This window comes from Halorussus lipolyticus (genome assembly GCF_029338375.1).
Classification (GTDB): domain Archaea; phylum Halobacteriota; class Halobacteria; order Halobacteriales; family Haladaptataceae; genus Halorussus; species Halorussus lipolyticus.
This window is the reverse complement of record NZ_CP119808.1, coordinates 71,441-89,994: the sequence shown is the minus strand read 5'-3', so window position 1 is coordinate 89,994 and position 18,554 is coordinate 71,441. Positions and strand designations below refer to the sequence as shown.

Sequence of the window (18,554 nt, the reverse complement as noted above, 5' to 3'; positions counted from 1 at the left end):
TCAATACCGTGTAATTAGGAGGGATAATTAGATGCCGGAGACCGAACCATCAGTGGTGCGCGACCGGCGGTTCGTCATCTCGCTGGAGGAAGAAGAGGCGACAAACCTCGATCTTACTGGCGGGAAGGGTGCAAATCTCGCTCGCTTAGTCGAAGCGGGCATGCCAGTCCCCGCTGGAGCATGTGTGACGACTGCCGCCTATCAAGTTCTCGCCGACGAGCCCGACATCCGGGCAGAGATCGAATCGTTAGAAGGACTCGACCCGGAGAGTGCGGACGAAATCGCTACGAAGAGTGAGGAACTCAGAACGAAGATCCGGGAGACGGAAATATCGGAACACGTCCAACGGGCTATCTCGAACGTACTCGACACGCTCGGTGCCGATTCGTACGCCGTTCGGTCGAGTGCGACGGCCGAAGATTTGCCGACGGCATCATTCGCCGGAATGCACGAGACATTTCTTGGAATCGACCAAGAGAACGTCCTCGAATACGTTCAGGAGTGCTTAGCGAGCCTCTTCACCGAACGGGCAGTGTCGTACCGGCTCCGAAACGACATCTCGCACTTGGAGGTAGCGATGGCGGTAGTCGTACAGGCGATGGTCGAACCAGAAGTTGCCGGGGTGCTCTTCACCGCTGACCCTGTGTCCAGTAATCGCCACATTGCATCAATAGATGCTAACTATGGTCTTGGCGATACGGTGGTCGCCGGAGACGTATCCCCAGACAACGCACGTGTTGACCGCCGAACTGGAGAAGTCCTCGAATACGAAGTCGGCGAAAAGCAGCTCGCACTCCGCTCTGGGAAGGACGGCCAAGATGAGCCATCGCTGGAAGAGGTATCTACGGTACGCCGCGAGAGCCGGTCGTTGACCGATGCCCAACTACGGGAACTCGTAGAGTTCGGGGAGGATGTCGAAGACTTACTCGGCAGCCCACAGGACATCGAATGGGCACTCGTCGATGGCGAGTTTATGCTGCTCCAGTCACGTCCGATCACCTCTTTGTATCCGCTCCCATCACCAGCGCCAACCGATGACCAGCTGCACATCTATTTCAGCATCGGGCACCAGCAAGCGATGGCCGAGGCACTCCCGCCACTGGTCGTCGATTGGATGCGGGAAACGGTAAACAGATCTGTTGCTCGGTTCCAGTCCGCCGAACCTGAGCAGTCGTTCGCAGTCGAAGCCGGACACCGAGTGTATGTGGACCTCACCCCCCTTCTACGAGGGGAAGTAACACGAAAGATCGCTCTCCGCGTCCTCGACTCGATGAGCGAACCCGCGACGCGTGCACTCGAAGATATCCTCGACCGACGCGACGATACAGTTTCCCAAGACACGCTCACGAACCGGCTCCGAACGCTCGGTCGCATGAGCAGACGCCTCCTCCCGCTCGCTGTCTCAAACGCACCGGACCTGTTGGCCCGTCTCCTCAAGCCGTTCCTTCTGGGGCCACCCGACGCCGAACACGTCCGTGCTCGTGTCGAACAGGCGGGAAAAACGATGGCAGCCCGTGTCACGCAACCCGAGTCTCGGAGCGAGCAGATTCGAGTGGGGTTCGAGGAAACCGAGCTCGGTACGCTGGTCGCTTCGGTAGGAAGCAAGTCGATGCCGTATCTTTTGGCTGGCGTCGTGGCGGGCAATGTACTGGAACGGCTGTACCCAGACGCAGACGACGAACTCACAGCACTCAGCCGGGGATTCGACGAGGAAATCGCCACTGAAATCAATCAGCGGCTCGGCGACCTCGCAGATATTGCTAGGGAACATCCGGACGTCGAAGCGGCGATTCGAGACGAATCTTCGCTCTCAGAGATCGGAGATGTCGATGGTGGAACCGAATTTGTGGCGGCATTCGAGACGTTCCTTGACGACTTTGGCTTCCGGGCGAGTAACGAAATAGACCTGAGCCGACCACGCTGGCGAGACGACCCGTTAATACTCTTTCAGACGATTCAAAGTAATCTTCGGAGTAGTGATCAGGGAGAACACCGCAAACACTTGGCTCAACTGAAACAGGACGCAGGTGAAGCCGCCGAGACACTTGAGAATCGCGCTAGTCGAGGACTCTTCGGCCCCGTGAAACGGCCGATTGTGGGGCAGTTGATCCAAGTGTACCGAGGCGGAATTCAGCTCCGGGAGCACCATAAACACGGAGCTGCGCGGTTTCTCGCGGCCATACACGACGTCGTCTCCGATACAGGAACCGAACTCGCTCGGGCTGGTGTATTGGAACACCCAGAGGACGTCTGGTTCCTCCGGAAACGGGAGTTGTTGAATGCACTTGATGGTGAGTCATCTCTTGATGTGGACATCTCCGAACGACGTGATACTCACCAGCGATATGCGTCACTGAGTGCACCACCTATCCTCACGAGCGAGGGCGAGACACCAACAGGCAAGAGTAATGGTTCACCCTCAGAGCACGTGCTCACTGGAACGCCGGTCTCGTCCGGTGTGGTTGAAGGAGTTGCCAAGGTGATGTACGATCCGTCCGAGCAGTCGATTTCAAAGGGTGAGATTCTCGTCGCCCCATCTACGGACATTGGATGGACACCGTTGTTCCAGGATGCAACTGGGTTAGTAATGGAGGTTGGTGGCCGGATGACACACGGCGCACTGGTCGCACGTGAGTACGGTATTCCGGCCGTGGTGTCTGTGGCGAACGCGACCGACGAAATCCAATCGGGTGAGCGAATTCGAATCGACGGCGAGCGCGGAACCGTCGAGTTATTTGACCGAACAGACCGACCGACGGGAGATCTAGACTCTGAGAGTAAGCGATGAGCACTCGCTGGAACGAGATGAGAGACCGAATCGATTCGGAAGATCTCAGAGCGACAGCTGAATTTCTTGCTCTTCTCCTCGTCTTGCTGGTTTTACCCGACGAGCGCCTCGATATGCTGCTCGGAGTGAACCCGCGACAGGTCTGGTTGGTCGTGGTGTTCGTCGCGGGACTGAGTTTTCTTGGGTACCTCCTATCCAAGGTACTCGATCCGGGGACTGCAATCGGGGTCACCGGTGTACTGGGAGGTGCCGTGTCTCCCGGAATGACAATCACATCACTCACCGAACAGTACCGGCGTCATCCGGAGTTCGATCTTGCCTACACAGTCGCAGCCGCAATCGCATCGACGATGCTGTTCTTACGTAACTTCATCGTCGTGGCCATCGTCAGCCCTGCACTTGCCAAGTCACTCGTGATTCCATTTGTAGCGATGGCCGGGGTAGGATTCCTCGTAACAGGAAGTCTCTGGTTTCGTACTCGAAATCGTGAACCACCAACGAACGAATTGAAGACTCCGTTTCGGATTCGATCAGCGTTAGCGATTGGCGGCGTTATCGCTGTCGTTCTAGCAATCGTCAATTCCGTTGACCTGTCTCTTTCAGCAAGCACTACCCGAATTGGAATCGTCGTAGCGACGGTGGTTCAGCTATTTGTATACGTTGCAATTACGTCGATAGCTGGTGCGAAACAGATTGCTCAAGTGATTGTTGTGGTACTACTCGGTAGCGCAAGCGTCGGAATTGTGCTCGTCGTGTTATAGCGGAGCGTACACCTGAAATGATACGGTTGGTACCGAAATACACCCTGCATCTTGCACTAGAATCCCCATTCAACTAGAATATCTGATTGAAATTGAGCCAGGTTGCATGCCACATTCGCGCCTTGTATCTTGCACGGCTCCGAGAACGTCTACCGTATCTAGTAAAACTCACAGCGGTATCTACGCACCACGAACTGCTCACGTCACCTATTGTCAGACCTGAAGGGTTCCAACAGAGCCAGAACTACGAATGAGGGGAACACGTGCGTTCACACGGCAGCTCGTTCAATGTATCTCGGTGGGTGCGGATGGTCACTGTCGAGACACTCGCGGTCCGTGCGACTTCTGATTGGACCATCAAGCGGCCTGCGTCACAGCCTGCTTTGTACAAGCATGCGGCGGCGAATCCTGTCGGATCAACGCCTGAAACGGCACCTGCTGATTCTGCCTGTTCTGCTAACTGCCGGGCACGATGCCGGATTCGGTTGGGGATGTTGAGCTCGGAGGCTAACTGTGGAATGAATCCACTCGGCCTCACCGGTTTGGCTGGAAGGCCGAGCTCTGTATTCAGCGTCTGATACGCAGTCCTCACTCGGGCCTGCTTGACATGCGCTGGCTCAGTAACGTCGTCGAGTGTTCGCGAGAGGCCGTTACATCGGCACGCTCCGTGGACGCTTGCCGCCGCCATTGCCTCGATTGAGCTGCCCCGAAGAAGGTCTTCGGTCTGGGCGCTCCGGAAGAGCCGACATGCTTGGTCACGAATCGTCTCGGCGAGGTCGAGCGCGCTACTGATTCGGCGGACCTCCCCAAGGCCGTGTGCGAGGTTGCGCTCGGCTTTCGACTGGAATCGTCCGCGGGACTGTTCCCGGCGGAGTCGACCGAGTTGTCGGCGCTTTCGCCCGGAGAGCTGATTTCCGTTCGCGTCGGTCCCACGTCCGATTTCCGTCGAGAGGCCGCGGTCGTGACGAGTGACCGTTAATGGCGCACCTGTGCGCTCTCGGTTCTGCTCGTCGTTACTGAACGACCGCCACTCCGGCCCGTGGTCGATACGTTCAGCTTCGAGAACGAGTCCACACTTTTCACAGACGGTCTCTGCGACGTTCGTGGCAACCCGTCCGTCGCACTCGGGACATTGGTTCGTTGTATTGTTCTGTACGTCCTCGTCAAACGTCGTCTCGTAGATCTTGCTCGTTGCCATGATACTCACGAGGCTCTCCGTGAATTGGTCTCTCGAAGAGGCCCTCACCAATTGAGGGCAAAATAAACACGTCGCGGCGGGGCAACGGCTGAGTTGACTGCTGTGGCGAAAGCCCGGCCGCGAACGGCCCGTGGGTCGTGAGCGGCCCGGACCGTGGAGGTGGTGGGAGGTGGCGGTGACTGCACCACACCAGCAAAAAAGGGGGCGTGCTCGGGCTACTCCCACCAGCGACCGCGCTCAGGGAAGAACATTGTGCTCCACCCGGTCACGGCGAGGGAGACGCGCCCTTCGTACCAGTTCCGGGCCGCTCCCCGAATGGTCACCTGCTCGCCTTCCTTCATCCACGGCGCATTCGAGTTTTTCCAGACGGTCACTCTGGTTCGCCCGCTTTCGTCTTCGATGAGTCCGACTTGCGCGATACTCGGATGCGAGGGCTCCCACAATGTCTCGACACGACCCTCGATGCTTACCTCCTTGCGATTCACGTCTTTGAGCTTGCCAATTGGGATCACGTGTCCTGAGGCCGTCTGCAACTCTTCGTGAACGCCGACGACTGCACTCATCATGTTTGCTCCTTCGACCACGCGCTCGGCCAATCGCCGACTGATCGCCGCTCTCGTCCACCCATCCAACTTCTCGCTCAATCGCTTCGCCTGCTCGTTCACGCTCGCTAGCTCGTCCTGCGATAGCTCCTCGCGTGGGTCTGGACGCTCCGGGTCTGCCATTGGGTCTACGCTCGCCGCCCGCTTCTGGAACTCTCGACGCCGCTCCTTGCTTCGCTCTGCCGCAATGTCTCGCGCCCGCTCTGCCCGGCCATCCTGCTTACTGACTTCAGCCCGGACGCTGATGCGCTCCAGTTCAGCTTCCCGCGCCCGAATGCGTTCCTCCTGTTCGAGGGTCGCACCCTGAATTCGTTCTTTGTTCGTCTCCTTGATTCCGTCTGGGTGATTTGCATCCACCTTCGCTTGGGTCTCCTGCTCGACCGTCGCTCTGAATTCGGGCGTCTCCTCGACGACCTCGAAGCCATCTGCATCGACTTCCGCTTCGTCCGCCTGTTCGAGTGCCTGCTCATCGACCGAAACGACCTTGCCGCTTGCGTTGTTACTAGACATTGGTGTACTTGCACCTGAAGGCGCTCACGCGCCCGACACCGCGATGCTCCAACATCGCGGATTTCCTCGACAACCATAACCAACAGACCCATCTGCGCTCTCGCTCGCGCCTTCGCGCGCCCCCTTGGGGCGCGAGCGAGAGCGCACCCATGACGGTGAGTCATCCAGCACCGCGCGCCGACCCGGCCGCCGCGAGCGTCCAGCGGAGTATGCGTCGCGGGGTGAGCACCCACGGCGCGCAACCCCCGGCGGATACCCGCTGGCGTCGAGACCAGATTTACTGTAGCCCGGACCGGGCGCTCGCGGTGCGGAGAGCGCCCGCATGCCCGGAATGGTCGGTCGCGAGCGACGCGGCGGCCGGAAAGCGGCGAGCGGGGCGGGCCGTAACGAATCATCTGTTAACCCGGTTTGGTTCTCAGTAACCCGGCCGGTATTCTGGTGGACCGGGAAAGGTGAGGGTGCTCTATGAAATCAGTATCCAATGGTCGGTTGAAACAGAATTTGAACCTCTCTTCTACGCCATCGGCAGTAAACGCGAGTCAAGTTCGCACGTCACGGCTCCGGTCGAAATGAGTCCCCGATCTACGACCAGCCTGCCTCTAAACGCATCACGTCGTCACGCAGGTTCTCTATCGTCTCCACAATATCGTCTTCCTCCATCATCTCTACACGTCGAACCGTCAGTTCCTCCCGGAGTAGTGTCGTCGTCCGGCTCACGATGTTACTGTTAGACGGTGGGTCGTCGTACGCACCTTCTTCCTTGAGATTGTTCAGTGCGTCGTGACAGAGGAGATCACCGCAGGCATGCGTGACGGGGACGTATCGTGCAAAGTCGTGGTCCAAGATGTCGTTGGCGAGCTCCTGAAAACCGAGGACTTGCTTCGTTCTACTGTAGTCCCGATCTTCGGGGTCTCCCGATTCACCTTCCTCGTAGGTGAGTTCAGCACCCCACCAGATTCGGTGAAGTGCGTTGGAGTAGGCGTCGGTTCCAGCCTTCAGGAACTTCTCCTCCATATTACCCGGACTCTCCGGATCGAAGACGTGATCCCACCGGTAGTGAACGAACTCCGGGAATCGAACGACACAGAGGTAGTGCCACAGCCCGGCGTCTGCCGCCTCGTTGCGTGTTAGATCGAGAGTACGATGGAGGGTCGGCGCTAGCTCGGCGTCGATAAGCGAGTCCTGAGCGTCGATGTCGTCGTCCGCACGGATTTCCTCGATCCGCTCGTCTACCGGACTTAGGTCTATGGAACGACCTAGCGGCTGTAAGTACGGGCGAAGGTCTTCCTCCGTGAGTTCGCGCTCGTCCGCGAGGAATCGATTGTCGATCATCGGGTGGGCTGCACTCTGCAGGTGGTAAAGCTCAGTCGTCACTCTGGATCGCCTCCTCAATAAGATTCGTCGTGTCGGATGGGATGTCGTACTGCTGATGTACCGTACGTTCGATCCGCTGGACGAGGTCTGGAATATCGACGTGACTCCGAACGTCCTCGGCAAATTGGATCGCCGCCTCGTCGTCTCCGAGGTCCGGATACAAATCGTCCAAGAAGATGTCTAATACGTCTTCCTGCCAGCTGTACTCTGGTTCGCCGGTATCGGGGCTCGTGTCGCGTGCTGTCTGCATCAGGAGCTGCGTCCAGACGGAGTGCTCAATGTAGTCGTAGAGTACGTCACGCAGTCGTGGTGGCCCACCCGTGGCTCCTGAGTTCTTCAGAACTTCGACCACCTGTGGGTGTTCCCTGTTCAAGTACAGTTGTGGGTTCCGAGGTGCCTTCAAGCTGAGATAGTGGATGTGGCTCTCATCGGGGAAGCGGTCGTAGTCGCTGAAGTCTTCGATAATCGGCATGAGAAGACTTCCACCGTCCTTACTCTCGTCAAGTTGAATAACCCACGAGAGTCCGTCAGCGACTCGTGCGCCAACCTTGGACGCGTGTTTCGATCCTCCAGATCCGCCTTCCTCGGTTCTGGTGAGGAACGGCTTGATTTTCACCCGTCCACGGTGGTCGTCTCGATTGATGCACAGGGTGAATTCATAGGTCCCTCCATCTAAGGGAGACTCGGCGAGTATCTGCCGGTCTCGACTCATTGCGAGGGGATTCTCTTTCACCAGTGCGAGACGACCTGGCGTCTCTTCCCACTCGTTGAACGGGAAGACCTCCTCAATAGTATCCTGATTGATGGTAACCGTACCTTCTAACTCCAGAATCTCCCAGTCATCCTCATCCACTAACGACAGAAACTGGTCGTCCTGGTCAAGGTCTCCTTGATCACCAAGCGGAGCTCCGTCTAGACGGAATGATTCAACGTTGAATTCAAGCGTTTCTTCTTGGTACTCATGCGGGAGGGACTGGCTTACTAAGCTACCTGTCTGGACGTCGTCTTCTCCTTCTTCGTCTGCCTCTGCTCCTTCGACTTCCTCGTTGACAGTCGCCATCACTCGTCCCTCCGTTCTGCCACGTCAACTGACACCTTCAATCTGGTCTCGACTTGTCTGTGATCCTCTATTGAGACACCCTCAAAGGAGATATTTGACGTACCAGGAGCTGGCTCTAGCCGTCCTACTTGGACTCCGTTTTGTACCGGGAGCGATATCGAGACCCCAGTCGTATCTGACGAGATATTCTTCACGGGAAGGCGATCCGACGTTGCTCTCTCCTCTGCCATCCGAATTAGTGAGACAGTGACTGCCCGTATCTCGTTACGGTCGCTCAAAGGCTCCACCTCGCCGTTGAACGACCAATGTGTGTACACATCGTCGAACGAGATGTTCGTATCTCCGGTAACACGCTGACTACTGGGTGATTCACGATCAGAGCGACCACTTCGGGATTTGTTTCCAATCTTGAACCGGTTTCCTAGACGCTGAGCCCCGGTCGTGCCTCGGTCAACGTCGGGCGCGACGAGTCCCCGTAACGTCTCGGTCACGTCAGACTTGATACCCTCTACTGCAGTCCGGAACCCTCGTGAGTAGGTGTTCGCTAATGTCTCCGTTCGCACCCACTCGTCGTGTTGGGGTGGCTCCGCAGCGGTCAAGAATTCCTCTACGATAGTATCCGCGTCTTGTGGACTTTCATCGGTTCCCCAAGGTCGCGCGCGCCCACCGACGAGGACGGCGTGGAAGTCCTGGTTCCCGACGACGACTCGGTCTCGGTCGTAGTACTCGACGACCATCCCTGCACCGCGGACGAATGCCACCTCGTTCCGATGCTGGTACTCGCCCTTATTTGCACGCCGAACCAGCAAACCGAGTTGGCCGTCTGCACCGCCACTGCCGTCGCTCTTCTCGGGTACGTCGAGTGATATGGACGCTTGCGCGACATCTCCGGGTTCGTTCAACTCGCTGACCGAGTCATCACGGTCGTCTAAACAGTTCGTGAAGGGTTCGTACTGCGGATACTCGTCGATACTTGCTTGCTTCGTCTCACCATCCACTTCAACTGCTACCTCCAGGTCACCTCGATAGATCGCGGGCCAGAACCACTCAATTGCCATCTCCGTAATTTGGTCTGCTAACTCTTCGTCGTCCAGTCGCTCTTCCGCTGTAGGTACGCGGAAGTCCACAACTTGGATGCTCGTTCCCGGACCGTCCGGACGGCTTAATTGGAGGTCGTCCGCTATCGATTCGGCTTCTCCTCCCCAGATGGACTCCGGTCTCGCGCCCTCTTCGTCGCCGTTCAGACCACCGTACCAACCGTGCCCTTGGTACACCGTATCGCCGTCCTCCGACTTGTGCGTCGGCAAGCGCGTTCGACCGATCAATCGAGGGGATTGATCTTTTGGATTGGGCTCGCTCAGCGTTGAGTTGAACATGACGAGTGATAGGCCCGAGTACAGCCAGAGAACGGCCTTCCCAAGACCATAACTCCCACCGGCGGTATCTCCCGACTTGCTGCTGAATAGAACGTCTCGGACCAGCGCAGTGAAGTTTGATTCGTCGGCGTTCTCCTCACCGAGGAGACCTTCCGTGTTCTCGTCCTCGATAGTCAGAATACGGATTTTCTCGTCGTCTTTTATGCGTTTGATCGCCTCAGCGATGTGCTTGCCGCTCTCTGTGTCTGACGCTAAATTAGCGTGCTCGGCCCAGGTCTCGATATCGAGTGCTCTGAGGTACTCTATTGCCTCGTCGCCCTGTAAGGATTCCAGTTTGAACGTGACCCGTGCCGGTTGGTCGTTGTCCAACCGTGCGTCGTTCGAGTTCTGCAGTACCTCCCGAACGAACGTCTTCAACCCGGGTTCACCGTGCGACATCGCGTACTTTGCAACGTCGTCACCGTATCGGGCATCCGTCGGTCGAGACGTGGTGAATCCCCACTGACCGCCCATCACGACCCCCCACAGGCACTAGCCGGTGTGGCCGCAGACGTGTTGTAGAAGTGTGCGCTACGATTCATAATTGGCACAACGCCCCCCCGCCGACATAAATATGTGCGGTACGTCGCTGTCGTAGTCCCTTGATCAAGGTCAGAACTGTGCCTCTGGAGGGGTACCAGTAGCCAAGTAGTGTGCGCCGATGAGGTCGTAACGGACTTCACGGAGTTCACGCGACCGACGTTGTGTGTCAGTACTCAGCCCGTCAAGGGCGACGACGGAGAAACGCACGTCGTCTCCATACTCGTTCTGCAGTTTAAACAGGCGACTTGATATCGATCCAGTTGTACCCATTTCTTGGACTGTTTGACTCCACCGGTCTCCAGTTTGATCTTCCCGCCACAGTCGAAACGCATGTACTCCGGTACTGTCGATCATGTCTCGCTCAAAGAGCGGACGGTTCTCGGTCCAGTTAAGTCCCAGCCAGTTTGGAGTGGTCACGTCACGCCAGGGTTGCCACGACGGTACAGTATAAGAGGACCGTTCTGCGATGTCCCGTAGTTTTTGATGCAACTCACTGTGGGGGCCGCTCATATGCTCAGCAGGCTCTCGGCTCAGTTGGACCATAGGAGTCCAGCCGATTTCCCGCCGACAAATCGCCACCAGAGTCGTCTCAATTGCGCGGCGGTGTCTCCGATTCGACGATATCGGGGGTGTCGTGACAGAGACCTCCACCTTCCCCTCAGCTATCTCGGTAATTTGTTGAAGTGGACGCGCCGCACCATGTCGTTCTCCAGTCTGTCGATCCGATTCGTTCAACCCCGCGGACAGGCCAAGTCCTACTCGCTGTCGAACGCCTCCCTCCGACCCTGATTCCCCTACGTACATCAGACCCGGGAGCTCTGTGTGTCGAACTCTGTAGAGACCTGGACGGCGTGGCAGTTCTTCACGGAGCGTTTTCCCATTTCGAAGGTCAAACCACCTTGACCAATTGAGTCCCATCCACGTCGGGGACTGAGGTTCTGGATCAAGGCGAGTGAGTGGTCCAGGGACGTCAAGAGTTCGTGTCTCTGCTGCGCTCTGCCGCGTAGTCCGGTCAACTGTGGCGAGCTCCGACTGCACGACTGATTCGGGGATTGAGAGTATCCGGGCGATTGCGTCACTACCTGGGACGTACTGTGAGAGGATCCACATCGTCGCCTGTTGATTCGTCAGTCTGGTCTTTTCGACCACCGCTACAATGTCGTCGATAGCGTCTGCGGGGAACTCCGAACACGAGACGACGAACCCACTACCGCCTCTTACTTCTTTGTCACCCCACATCTTTCTGACCTGCCGGTCGTGAGCGGTCGCTACGGCGTCACGGCCGTCTTCTGTGAGTCCGATTCGATCAGCTACAGTGTCCCAACACCCGTCTGCCTCGGCTAACACATACAAGAGTCCCTCGTCACTTCGACCGACGGGAAGGGGGTCAAATCCCATAAAGAGGGTTTCGACGTTAATTATAGACGTACTTCGCACATCTCGCAGAGCTCTGGCGAGCGAATCGGCCTCTACGTGATACTGAGTGGCGACGGCTTCAACGATGTCGCGGGAGACGGGCACACCGACGAACGGGTCCCCGACATACGACGAATTCGACTCTTGATCCAGATACACGTAACACTCGTTCTCGCCCATCAGACTGTGCCTCTTACCGAAACCTGGGACTCACTTGTCCGTATCGGGTGTCTCATTTGTGGTACATCAGAACTCGTCTAACTGGCGATTGTCCTCGCTTTTGCGCTTGATGTCCATCCGCTCGTCGTAGTCAGAGTAGTCCACTCGACCCTCCGAGATTCCTTGTTCGTCCTCGTACACCATCAACCACATCCGAACCAGATAGTAGATGAATGGCGCGGGAATCGCGTTCTTGGCTATGTGACTCTTCGGATACGGCCTCGGTGAGTAGTTTTTGACCGCCGCCCACCACTCTCTGGACCGTTCGGAGAAGAAGAACGACGAAGTCTCGGCGTTCTCGGACGGTCCATCTGTCGTCAAGAGTCGCTTCTCACGGGGTGGCTGTGGAACCTTGAATGAAGTCTCGAACGCCCGCTCATACTCAATTGGCATACCGAACCTCCGTCCGTTCAACACAACGGGATCATTGAGCGGTGCGCGCGGGACGTTTTCGATGATATGGTGATCGCAGTACTTTTCTGCGAGTTTCCGTGCACTCGGGATCATATTTTCGTGCTCGTCGGGGTTTCCCGAGATACTTGTCGTCGCGGCCCACCGTGAGCAGACCGGGTGGAACAGTCCGAGATCGAACGTGACGCCGTCCTTAATCGGGAGGTCCCACTCTTTGTCCTTGATGTGGGCGTCTGCCTTAATCGGCGTACTTTCGTTCGTGTCCTTGGGGCCAATTCCGACACGAATCACGTTCCCGAAGTCGCTGAGTACCTCTGATTCCGTCCCGTAATCTGCGAAACAATGGAGGATAAGCGGCTCCTCACGTGTCGTGTCCCCGTCCGAAGTCATGAGGGATCACCTGATACATATTCTGCGCTCTGAAGGGTACTAAGAAAACTCCCCGTAGAGTTTACCCGTGTAGAGTCCCCGTGGAATGTCACTGTTATGCGCTTAGACGGTTCTCTGATTTAAAGCCTCTATCTAAGAACGGTACTTAAGTATAGTTCGACTCACGTAGCTATATTGAGCCTCGTAGTAGTAATCTCCCATTCTAGTAGGTCTGTCTGAAACCGGCGCTCCGCCTCAGACAACATGAGTTCTCTCTCAGTCGTCGGCGACGGTGGACTCAACAGACGGCGTTGCCGCACCGACATGCGAGAGGATTGCTTTCCCCATGTACTCGCCTAGCTTCGGAGGTACTGCATTACCGATCATGCGGCCCAGATTTGACACGCCGACGTCTTCCCACTCGTCGTAGAAGTCGTAGTCTTCCGGGAACGTCTGAAGCAGTGCTCCCTCAAGGATTGAGAGTGCCCGATTTTGGTCTGTATCGTAGTGTCCAAAGCGACCACTCCCGTAATTGTAAAACTGCGTCGTGATCGTCGGGGAGGGTTCGCCGGGCCTCATCCGGCTGTAGGGGGCCTTGTACGACCGTCCGCTCGCCTTCCGGTGGCAGTCTGCAAGGAGGTGGTTGAGGTCTTTCTCTTCCCAGAGAGTCCAATCTCCACCGGGTTTCATGTTATCGATACGTTCCAGGTTCTTTTCCGAGAGAGAACGTGCTCGATGCACGTCGTTCTCGTCACTAACTTCCCCTGCTTCGATTGATGGCAAGTGATCAATCGTGTCTTTGACCGTCGGGTAGTCGTCTTCATTCTGAATCGGGGGGTCGGGCAAAGAGAGAGGCCCCCGCTTGGACGCCATGACTACCCACCGCTTCCGCTTTTGTGGTATCCCGTATTCGGGACAGTAGACGTTCTTGTTCTCGTCGCTGTTGACGTGGTAACCTTGGGATTTGAGGCTCTCAATGAATGCGTCGTAGACGCCGTCCTCTTTTTTTACTTGAAGAACGTTTTCGGTGACAACCACGTCCGGTTTGACGTACTTTATGATCCGTGATACCTGGTTTAGCAGCCCCCATTTTTGATGATCCTCATGGCCCTTCCCCTTTGAGTGTCCCATTGTGGAGTACGGTTGACAAGGCGCGCATGCTGCGAGGACCTTTAGGTCCGCATCCCACGGATACATCTGTGCGATTGGTTCAGGGTCCTGTGCCAATGCGTGAACGTCCGCGTGTACGTATTTGCCGTCTATATTCTGTTCATACGGGTACTTACAGTCTGGGTCCTGATCAATCCCTGCGACGACCGAGATCCCGGCTTGCTGGAGGCCGTAACTGAGTCCGCCGGCCCCGCAGAACAGATCCACTGCGGCTACCTTCATAAACCCCTTTCCCGCGTATCGTCACATAAACGTTCGGCAATGATATTGTCCCGACTACCTCATACCGCGCGAAGAGTACGGCGATGTCCCCCGATTAGAACCTCTGCCTTGTTCTGACTCACGGGACTCATCGACGTATAACAGTAACACTAACTAGGTGGTCACAGTTCCGTACAAACAAACGGTTTATCACATGAATCAGGAGCAGATTCAAATCAACGAAGCGGCCAAGTGGTTCTTTTTCAGTGGTGGGCCAGGAGCGCCACGGTACGGCGACGATCCAACTAAACACGCCGTTGACCACGACTCCGAGGCGTTCGTCCGTGAGGTCCTCCAAAACGCGAACGATCAAGGTCTCCCGAACGGCGATCCAGTCGAAGTGACATTCCGTTTCGTCACGCTCACAGGTGACGAGAAAGAGGATTTCCTCAACAGACTCGGCTGGGACGATGGACTCGGTGAACGGATGCGAGCGGTTGCAGACACACATAACGGCCATCGCTACGAACGGGTCGTCGAACGAGTTAACGACCCCGATGCCGAACTCCGCCTCCTTGTCGTTGAAGACAGAAACACGACCGGCTTGACCGGAAGCTGGGACGAAGACTCGAACTACGCCGCGCTAGTCCGCGACGAACTCTACAGCAGCAAGCAAGACGACACCGCCGGCGGCTCGTACGGCCTCGGTAAGTCCGTACTCTGGACATTCTCGGGTGCTTCGACGGTCGTTTTCAACTCGCACCTCGCACACAGTGAGCGTGGGGACGATTCTCCTCGACTCGTCGCCCGCTCTAAGTTCCCTACACACCAACTCCCAGAAGACGATACGACGTACCAAGGTGCGGGGTGGCTCTGTCAGCCTATCGAGACGGACGATGGCCCTCGCCCGGAGTCCTTTTGGGGAGATCGCGCGTCGTGGCTGGCAGAACAACTGCACGTGGAACGGCCCGCTGTTAGTGGAACAAGCGCTATGGTTGTCGAGTTCCAGGACCCCACGCGGGACGACCGACCGGACGTCGAAGACCTCGCACAGGAGTTCGTTGACGCCTCTGTCAAATACTTCTGGCCAGCGATCTATCGGGGTGATCTCGAAATCACGGTCGAGACGCCAGACGAGACTCTGACGGCCGACGTAGAGAGCGTCCCGGCAATCCGACCGTTTGTTGAAGCTTACGAGGAAAGAACCACGGACGCTCAAACTCTGGTAGACCCCGGAGACGTTGCCGGACTTGATATCCCGGCCGAGCTCCCGCCTCGTGCTGATGGAGCCGAAACTCCCGACGGCTCAGTACGATTGTCGGCTCATCTCGCATCTCCCGCAGACGACGATACATACCTGAACAACATCGCGCTGTTCCGGGGAGCGGGGATGGTGGTTAAGTACTACGACCAGAGCCGCGTCGCATACGGGGACCGAAACTTCTTCGGCGTGTTGGCCGCTGGCGAAGCACGGCCGGAAGGGACCCCGTCCGAGAGTGATCGAGAAATCGACCGATTCCTGCGGTTCGCCGAACCCCCCGAACACGACGAGTGGGAATCCACGGAGAACCTCCGTGAGCAGTACCAACGTGGATTCCGGATGGCACTTGACGATATGTTCGGAACGCTACGTGATGGCCTCCGTCACTTGATCTCTAAGGGTAGCAATGGCGACTCCCTCTCTGACAACGTTCTGAATCGGTTCCCGATCCACGGGAGTGGGAATCCTCGATCCACGACGTCACCCACTGACCACGTCTTCGAGATCGACAGTTCGTCTCGCTTCGATGGCGACGCATGGGCGATATCTGGTCGAGTTGAAGTACTCCCAGAGGAGTTTGAGGGATGGAGTGCCGACATCACACTCACCGGTGTCGGTGAGGACGGGTCCCGTTACGACGACATTCCCATTGATTACGTCGAGATCGAACAATCGGGCGTAACCGTGTCGTACGACGATGGATGTGCTCACCTCGTTGCCGACGAACACGTTGATGAAGTCTCGTTCTCTGGTCATTCTCGTTCGGATGAAGCCGCTGACTTAGTGCATGGTGACGTCGGCGCGACACAACTAGAGATACTCGCAGAGCTAGAGATACCTGAGGAGGATCAAGCGTGACCAGACACTCGCAGCGACACCGTACTACGACACTTCCGTTCAGCTACCGGGATAAGGGAGTAGACTTTGAGCTGGACTCGTTCACCGTTGACGACGGAAACCAAACAGCACTTGAACTGAACCCGGCACAGACAGAGATTGACTTGGCGTCGGCAGTATCGTCATCTGACAGTAGTGATGAGCCGGATTGGAACACCATCACTCTCCACGGGAAACTGCGTCTGCCTGAGGAGACAGTCCAAGCAGTCTTTCCACAGGACGAACGGACACATCCTCCGGCCAAGCTCTACGTCACCATTCGCTGTCACGAGACGATCTACCGTGACCGGGTCGTCATTTCCGAAGCTCCCACGACACCCGGTGAACACGACGTCACGCTAGAAGTTCCGAAGAGTACTGTCCGAGGGACTGTCGAACTGCGTCCGTATCTCGTTCGCACCGAATCTCGCTCGGAAAAAGAACTGAACGACTACGCTGATCAAAAGAATTTCCGCGTCGCTAGTGGGACGCTGTACTACGTCGTTGTTGACCGCCCTGACGACGAAGAGCGAGCCGCCATTGATGGTGAACGAGTGCGTTTCTCACAAAACGCTCACCTCCCAGATGGGAACAAGCTATACTACCTCGACTTCCGGAACGAGAGTCGTCCTAAATTGTGGATTAACTCCGACCATCCCCGTATTGCCGAGGTACTACAGAGTAGAGGATCTGTTGGGGCCGAAGCTCGGATGCGTGACGTGATACTCGACCAAGTGAGCTACGGTGTGTGGGTACAATTACTCGTTCGAGTTGGGAGTGCCGTAGACGTAGAGGGCGACGTTGAACACGAGTGGCAGGAGATGGTGCTCCAGACGTTTGCTCGTAACCTCTACGATACTAGTGACGTGTCGGAAGCAACTCACCGTCTCAGGGACGATCTCTCTGACCCACAGACCTTACCCCACGTGATTCAGCGAATTGATAGCGAACTTCAGGAGTACATAAACCCCCGAGAGCAACTGATCCATCTCATGGAGGAAGGCCTCCAGATCTAACGTGACCGAGACAGAATTACACCGACTGACCGAAGACGGACGCCGCCTCGTTGGTGAATCGTTCATGAAAGGCGAGGCGACGCTCACTGACGAACAACTGAGCGAATACGTGGAGCCCATGCCGGGTCATCCGACGGCCGATCTTGATAGGATCGACTCGGCGGTAGAGCAAGTGCTTACGGAGTATCCCGAGTACGACACAGATATAGACGGCGCACTCGCCGAAGAGATTTACTGTGGTCTCGACATCACGAGACGAACCGCTGGCGATCCGGGCCTCTGGCACTGGCTTGCGGTCGTCCGGTATCCTGATCTCGTTCGGCACCGTTGGGAGTATCGTTCCGAGGAGGCGATGAGGGAGAAGTTCCTCGGTGCAGGCTCCGACTTGTACTCAAACGCCATCCACCGACTCTGGTGGATCGCAGAGCTCACTTCGCATGGCGACGATTATTCAACGACTGACGCGGTCTTTGCCAACCAGACGATGGTAAACAAGGTGTTTGACCGCTGGTTCGCGCGCTACCAACCCGCTGTTCGAGCCATGTGTGACGAACTTGAAGACGAACCGTCGCGTGTCATAGACGAGACGACACGGCGGTTCAATCACGCACTGACGAACGTGCAGCTTGAAGGACTGTCAGAGAACGAGGCACGAGAGATGATTAGAGAGATTGTTGCCGAATCTCGGTGAGAACCTCTCACCCAGCCTAAATAGTCAGGAAATTGTCTATGGGAAAATATGTAAGGCTGAATTAGTGTCGTAGTGACTCATTAGATAGTCATTGATTCGCTTCGGTACGGACTTATTCTCTGATCCTAAGAAATCCGAACATGGTCGGGGAGACCATCGCCTCTCTTGTCCGCTTCACCACCTTCTACAACATTTCCTATATCTTCGTTGCTTCCCGAGAGGTCTTCAGTGAGGAATGTACCCGGTCCGGCGTTTTGACTCCACGTGGCTACATTACAGAGAATTCTGATATCGTCCTTGTTCTTGACGACACCACGTAGCTGGCCTACTAGCTGAGCGTTAACCCCATTAAGCGCCAAGACAATAAAAACTCCAACGGTTTCGAAGATTTCGTCTTTCGCCTTCTCCAGCCGATTGATCAACTCGTTCAATCAACGAACTATTTTAATGTCATCCATATCAGTAGGGTCGGAGTATCGGTCAATGATGTACCGAACGTCGTTCTTCTGATGCAGGTCAGCGAGTTCGTGTTCATCCAAATCATCCGTCGCGGCGAACTCATTAATCAACTTTAGCACTACCGGCTTTAAACGGTCGTCCAGAAACTCGGCGATCAAAAAATCGCCGGACTTGGACGAAGCGTGATACAGAATAGCGTACATTTTTGTCCCTC

13 protein-coding genes and 1 pseudogene are annotated in these 18,554 nt (G+C 56.4%); 5 read left to right on the top strand and 9 right to left on the bottom strand.

The window, feature by feature from the left end:
• The first annotated feature begins 31 nt into the window (after positions 1 to 31).
• Together P2T57_RS20120 and P2T57_RS20115 are read left to right on the top strand one after the other, a co-directional pair.
• Positions 32 to 2,788, top strand: a complete 2,757-nt coding sequence (locus P2T57_RS20120; RefSeq protein WP_276302689.1) for a PEP/pyruvate-binding domain-containing protein — start codon at positions 32 to 34, stop codon at positions 2,786 to 2,788.
• Complete coding sequence (locus tag P2T57_RS20115; RefSeq protein ID WP_276302688.1) at positions 2,785 to 3,549, top strand: DUF4010 domain-containing protein; 765 nt, start codon at positions 2,785 to 2,787, stop codon at positions 3,547 to 3,549. The genes P2T57_RS20120 and P2T57_RS20115 overlap by 4 nt, the downstream gene beginning before the upstream one ends.
• Before the next feature lie 244 nt (positions 3,550 to 3,793).
• On the opposite strand, the gene P2T57_RS20110 is transcribed toward P2T57_RS20115, so the two are convergent.
• The 8 genes from P2T57_RS20110 to P2T57_RS20075 all read right to left on the bottom strand — a co-directional run bounded on the left by P2T57_RS20110 (position 3,794) and on the right by P2T57_RS20075 (position 14,058).
• A complete protein-coding gene (locus P2T57_RS20110) occupies positions 3,794 to 4,747 on the bottom strand; it encodes a transcription initiation factor IIB (RefSeq protein WP_276302687.1) in 954 nt (317 codons plus the stop codon).
• 215 nt (positions 4,748 to 4,962) lie between these two features.
• Positions 4,963 to 5,859, bottom strand: a complete 897-nt coding sequence (locus P2T57_RS20105; RefSeq protein ID WP_276302686.1) for an SOSS complex subunit B family protein — start codon at positions 5,857 to 5,859, stop codon at positions 4,963 to 4,965.
• Between the two features lie 582 nt (positions 5,860 to 6,441).
• Complete coding sequence (locus P2T57_RS20100) at positions 6,442 to 7,233, bottom strand: DUF6339 family protein (protein ID WP_276302685.1); 792 nt, start codon at positions 7,231 to 7,233, stop codon at positions 6,442 to 6,444.
• The gene (locus P2T57_RS20095) at positions 7,223 to 8,293 is read right to left on the bottom strand and encodes a hypothetical protein (protein WP_276302684.1); all 1,071 of its coding nucleotides are present in this window, start codon (positions 8,291 to 8,293) and stop codon (positions 7,223 to 7,225) included. Before P2T57_RS20095 ends, P2T57_RS20100 begins: the two co-directional genes overlap by 11 nt.
• Complete coding sequence (locus tag P2T57_RS20090; RefSeq protein ID WP_276302683.1) at positions 8,293 to 10,182, bottom strand: hypothetical protein; 1,890 nt, start codon at positions 10,180 to 10,182, stop codon at positions 8,293 to 8,295. Before P2T57_RS20090 ends, P2T57_RS20095 begins: the two co-directional genes overlap by 1 nt.
• 138 nt (positions 10,183 to 10,320) lie before the next feature.
• Positions 10,321 to 11,847: a DUF8048 family protein gene (locus P2T57_RS20085; protein WP_276302682.1), complete on the bottom strand. Its 1,527-nt coding sequence runs from the start codon at positions 11,845 to 11,847 to the stop codon at positions 10,321 to 10,323.
• A 66-nt stretch (positions 11,848 to 11,913) separates the two neighbouring features.
• Positions 11,914 to 12,687, bottom strand: a complete 774-nt coding sequence (locus P2T57_RS20080; RefSeq protein ID WP_276302681.1) for a hypothetical protein — start codon at positions 12,685 to 12,687, stop codon at positions 11,914 to 11,916.
• A 255-nt stretch (positions 12,688 to 12,942) separates the two neighbouring features.
• Positions 12,943 to 14,058: a DNA cytosine methyltransferase gene (locus tag P2T57_RS20075; RefSeq protein WP_276302680.1), complete on the bottom strand. Its 1,116-nt coding sequence runs from the start codon at positions 14,056 to 14,058 to the stop codon at positions 12,943 to 12,945.
• Between the two features lie 193 nt (positions 14,059 to 14,251).
• Here P2T57_RS20075 and P2T57_RS20070 point away from each other — a divergent pair, with 193 nt between their 5' ends.
• Genes P2T57_RS20070 through P2T57_RS20060 form a run of 3 tightly spaced genes read left to right on the top strand, consistent with a single transcriptional unit; the run spans position 14,252 to position 17,881 of the window.
• On the top strand, positions 14,252 to 16,156 hold the full coding sequence (locus tag P2T57_RS20070) for a hypothetical protein (protein ID WP_276302679.1): 1,905 nt from the start codon (positions 14,252 to 14,254) through the stop codon (positions 16,154 to 16,156).
• Positions 16,153 to 17,190 (top strand): hypothetical protein, encoded by a 1,038-nt coding sequence (locus P2T57_RS20065; protein WP_276302678.1) that lies wholly within the window; start codon positions 16,153 to 16,155, stop codon positions 17,188 to 17,190. The genes P2T57_RS20070 and P2T57_RS20065 overlap by 4 nt, the downstream gene beginning before the upstream one ends.
• 1 nt (position 17,191) lies before the next feature.
• The gene (locus tag P2T57_RS20060; protein WP_276302677.1) at positions 17,192 to 17,881 is read left to right on the top strand and encodes a DUF6339 family protein; all 690 of its coding nucleotides are present in this window, start codon (positions 17,192 to 17,194) and stop codon (positions 17,879 to 17,881) included.
• Between the two features lie 36 nt (positions 17,882 to 17,917).
• On the opposite strand, the pseudogene P2T57_RS20455 reads toward P2T57_RS20060, so the two are convergent.
• A pseudogene (locus tag P2T57_RS20455) lies at positions 17,918 to 18,543 on the bottom strand (DUF8169 family protein).
• Positions 18,544 to 18,554 lie beyond the last annotated feature (11 nt).

What these genes read in the sequence shown, in the direction of transcription:
- P2T57_RS20120 (WP_276302689.1), top strand. Translation starts at nt 32, where the DNA reads ATGCCGGAGACCGAACCATCAGTGGTGCGCGACCGGCGGTTCGTCATC.
- P2T57_RS20115 (WP_276302688.1), top strand. Translation starts at nt 2,785, where the DNA reads ATGAGCACTCGCTGGAACGAGATGAGAGACCGAATCGATTCGGAAGAT.
- P2T57_RS20110 (WP_276302687.1), bottom strand. Translation starts at nt 4,747, where the DNA reads ATGGCAACGAGCAAGATCTACGAGACGACGTTTGACGAGGACGTACAG.
- P2T57_RS20105 (WP_276302686.1), bottom strand. Translation starts at nt 5,859, where the DNA reads ATGTCTAGTAACAACGCAAGCGGCAAGGTCGTTTCGGTCGATGAGCAG.
- P2T57_RS20095 (WP_276302684.1), bottom strand. Translation starts at nt 8,293, where the DNA reads ATGGCGACTGTCAACGAGGAAGTCGAAGGAGCAGAGGCAGACGAAGAA.
- P2T57_RS20090 (WP_276302683.1), bottom strand. Translation starts at nt 10,182, where the DNA reads ATGGGCGGTCAGTGGGGATTCACCACGTCTCGACCGACGGATGCCCGA.
- P2T57_RS20085 (WP_276302682.1), bottom strand. Translation starts at nt 11,847, where the DNA reads ATGGGCGAGAACGAGTGTTACGTGTATCTGGATCAAGAGTCGAATTCG.
- P2T57_RS20080 (WP_276302681.1), bottom strand. Translation starts at nt 12,687, where the DNA reads ATGACTTCGGACGGGGACACGACACGTGAGGAGCCGCTTATCCTCCAT.
- P2T57_RS20075 (WP_276302680.1), bottom strand. Translation starts at nt 14,058, where the DNA reads ATGAAGGTAGCCGCAGTGGATCTGTTCTGCGGGGCCGGCGGACTCAGT.
- P2T57_RS20070 (WP_276302679.1), top strand. Translation starts at nt 14,252, where the DNA reads ATGAATCAGGAGCAGATTCAAATCAACGAAGCGGCCAAGTGGTTCTTT.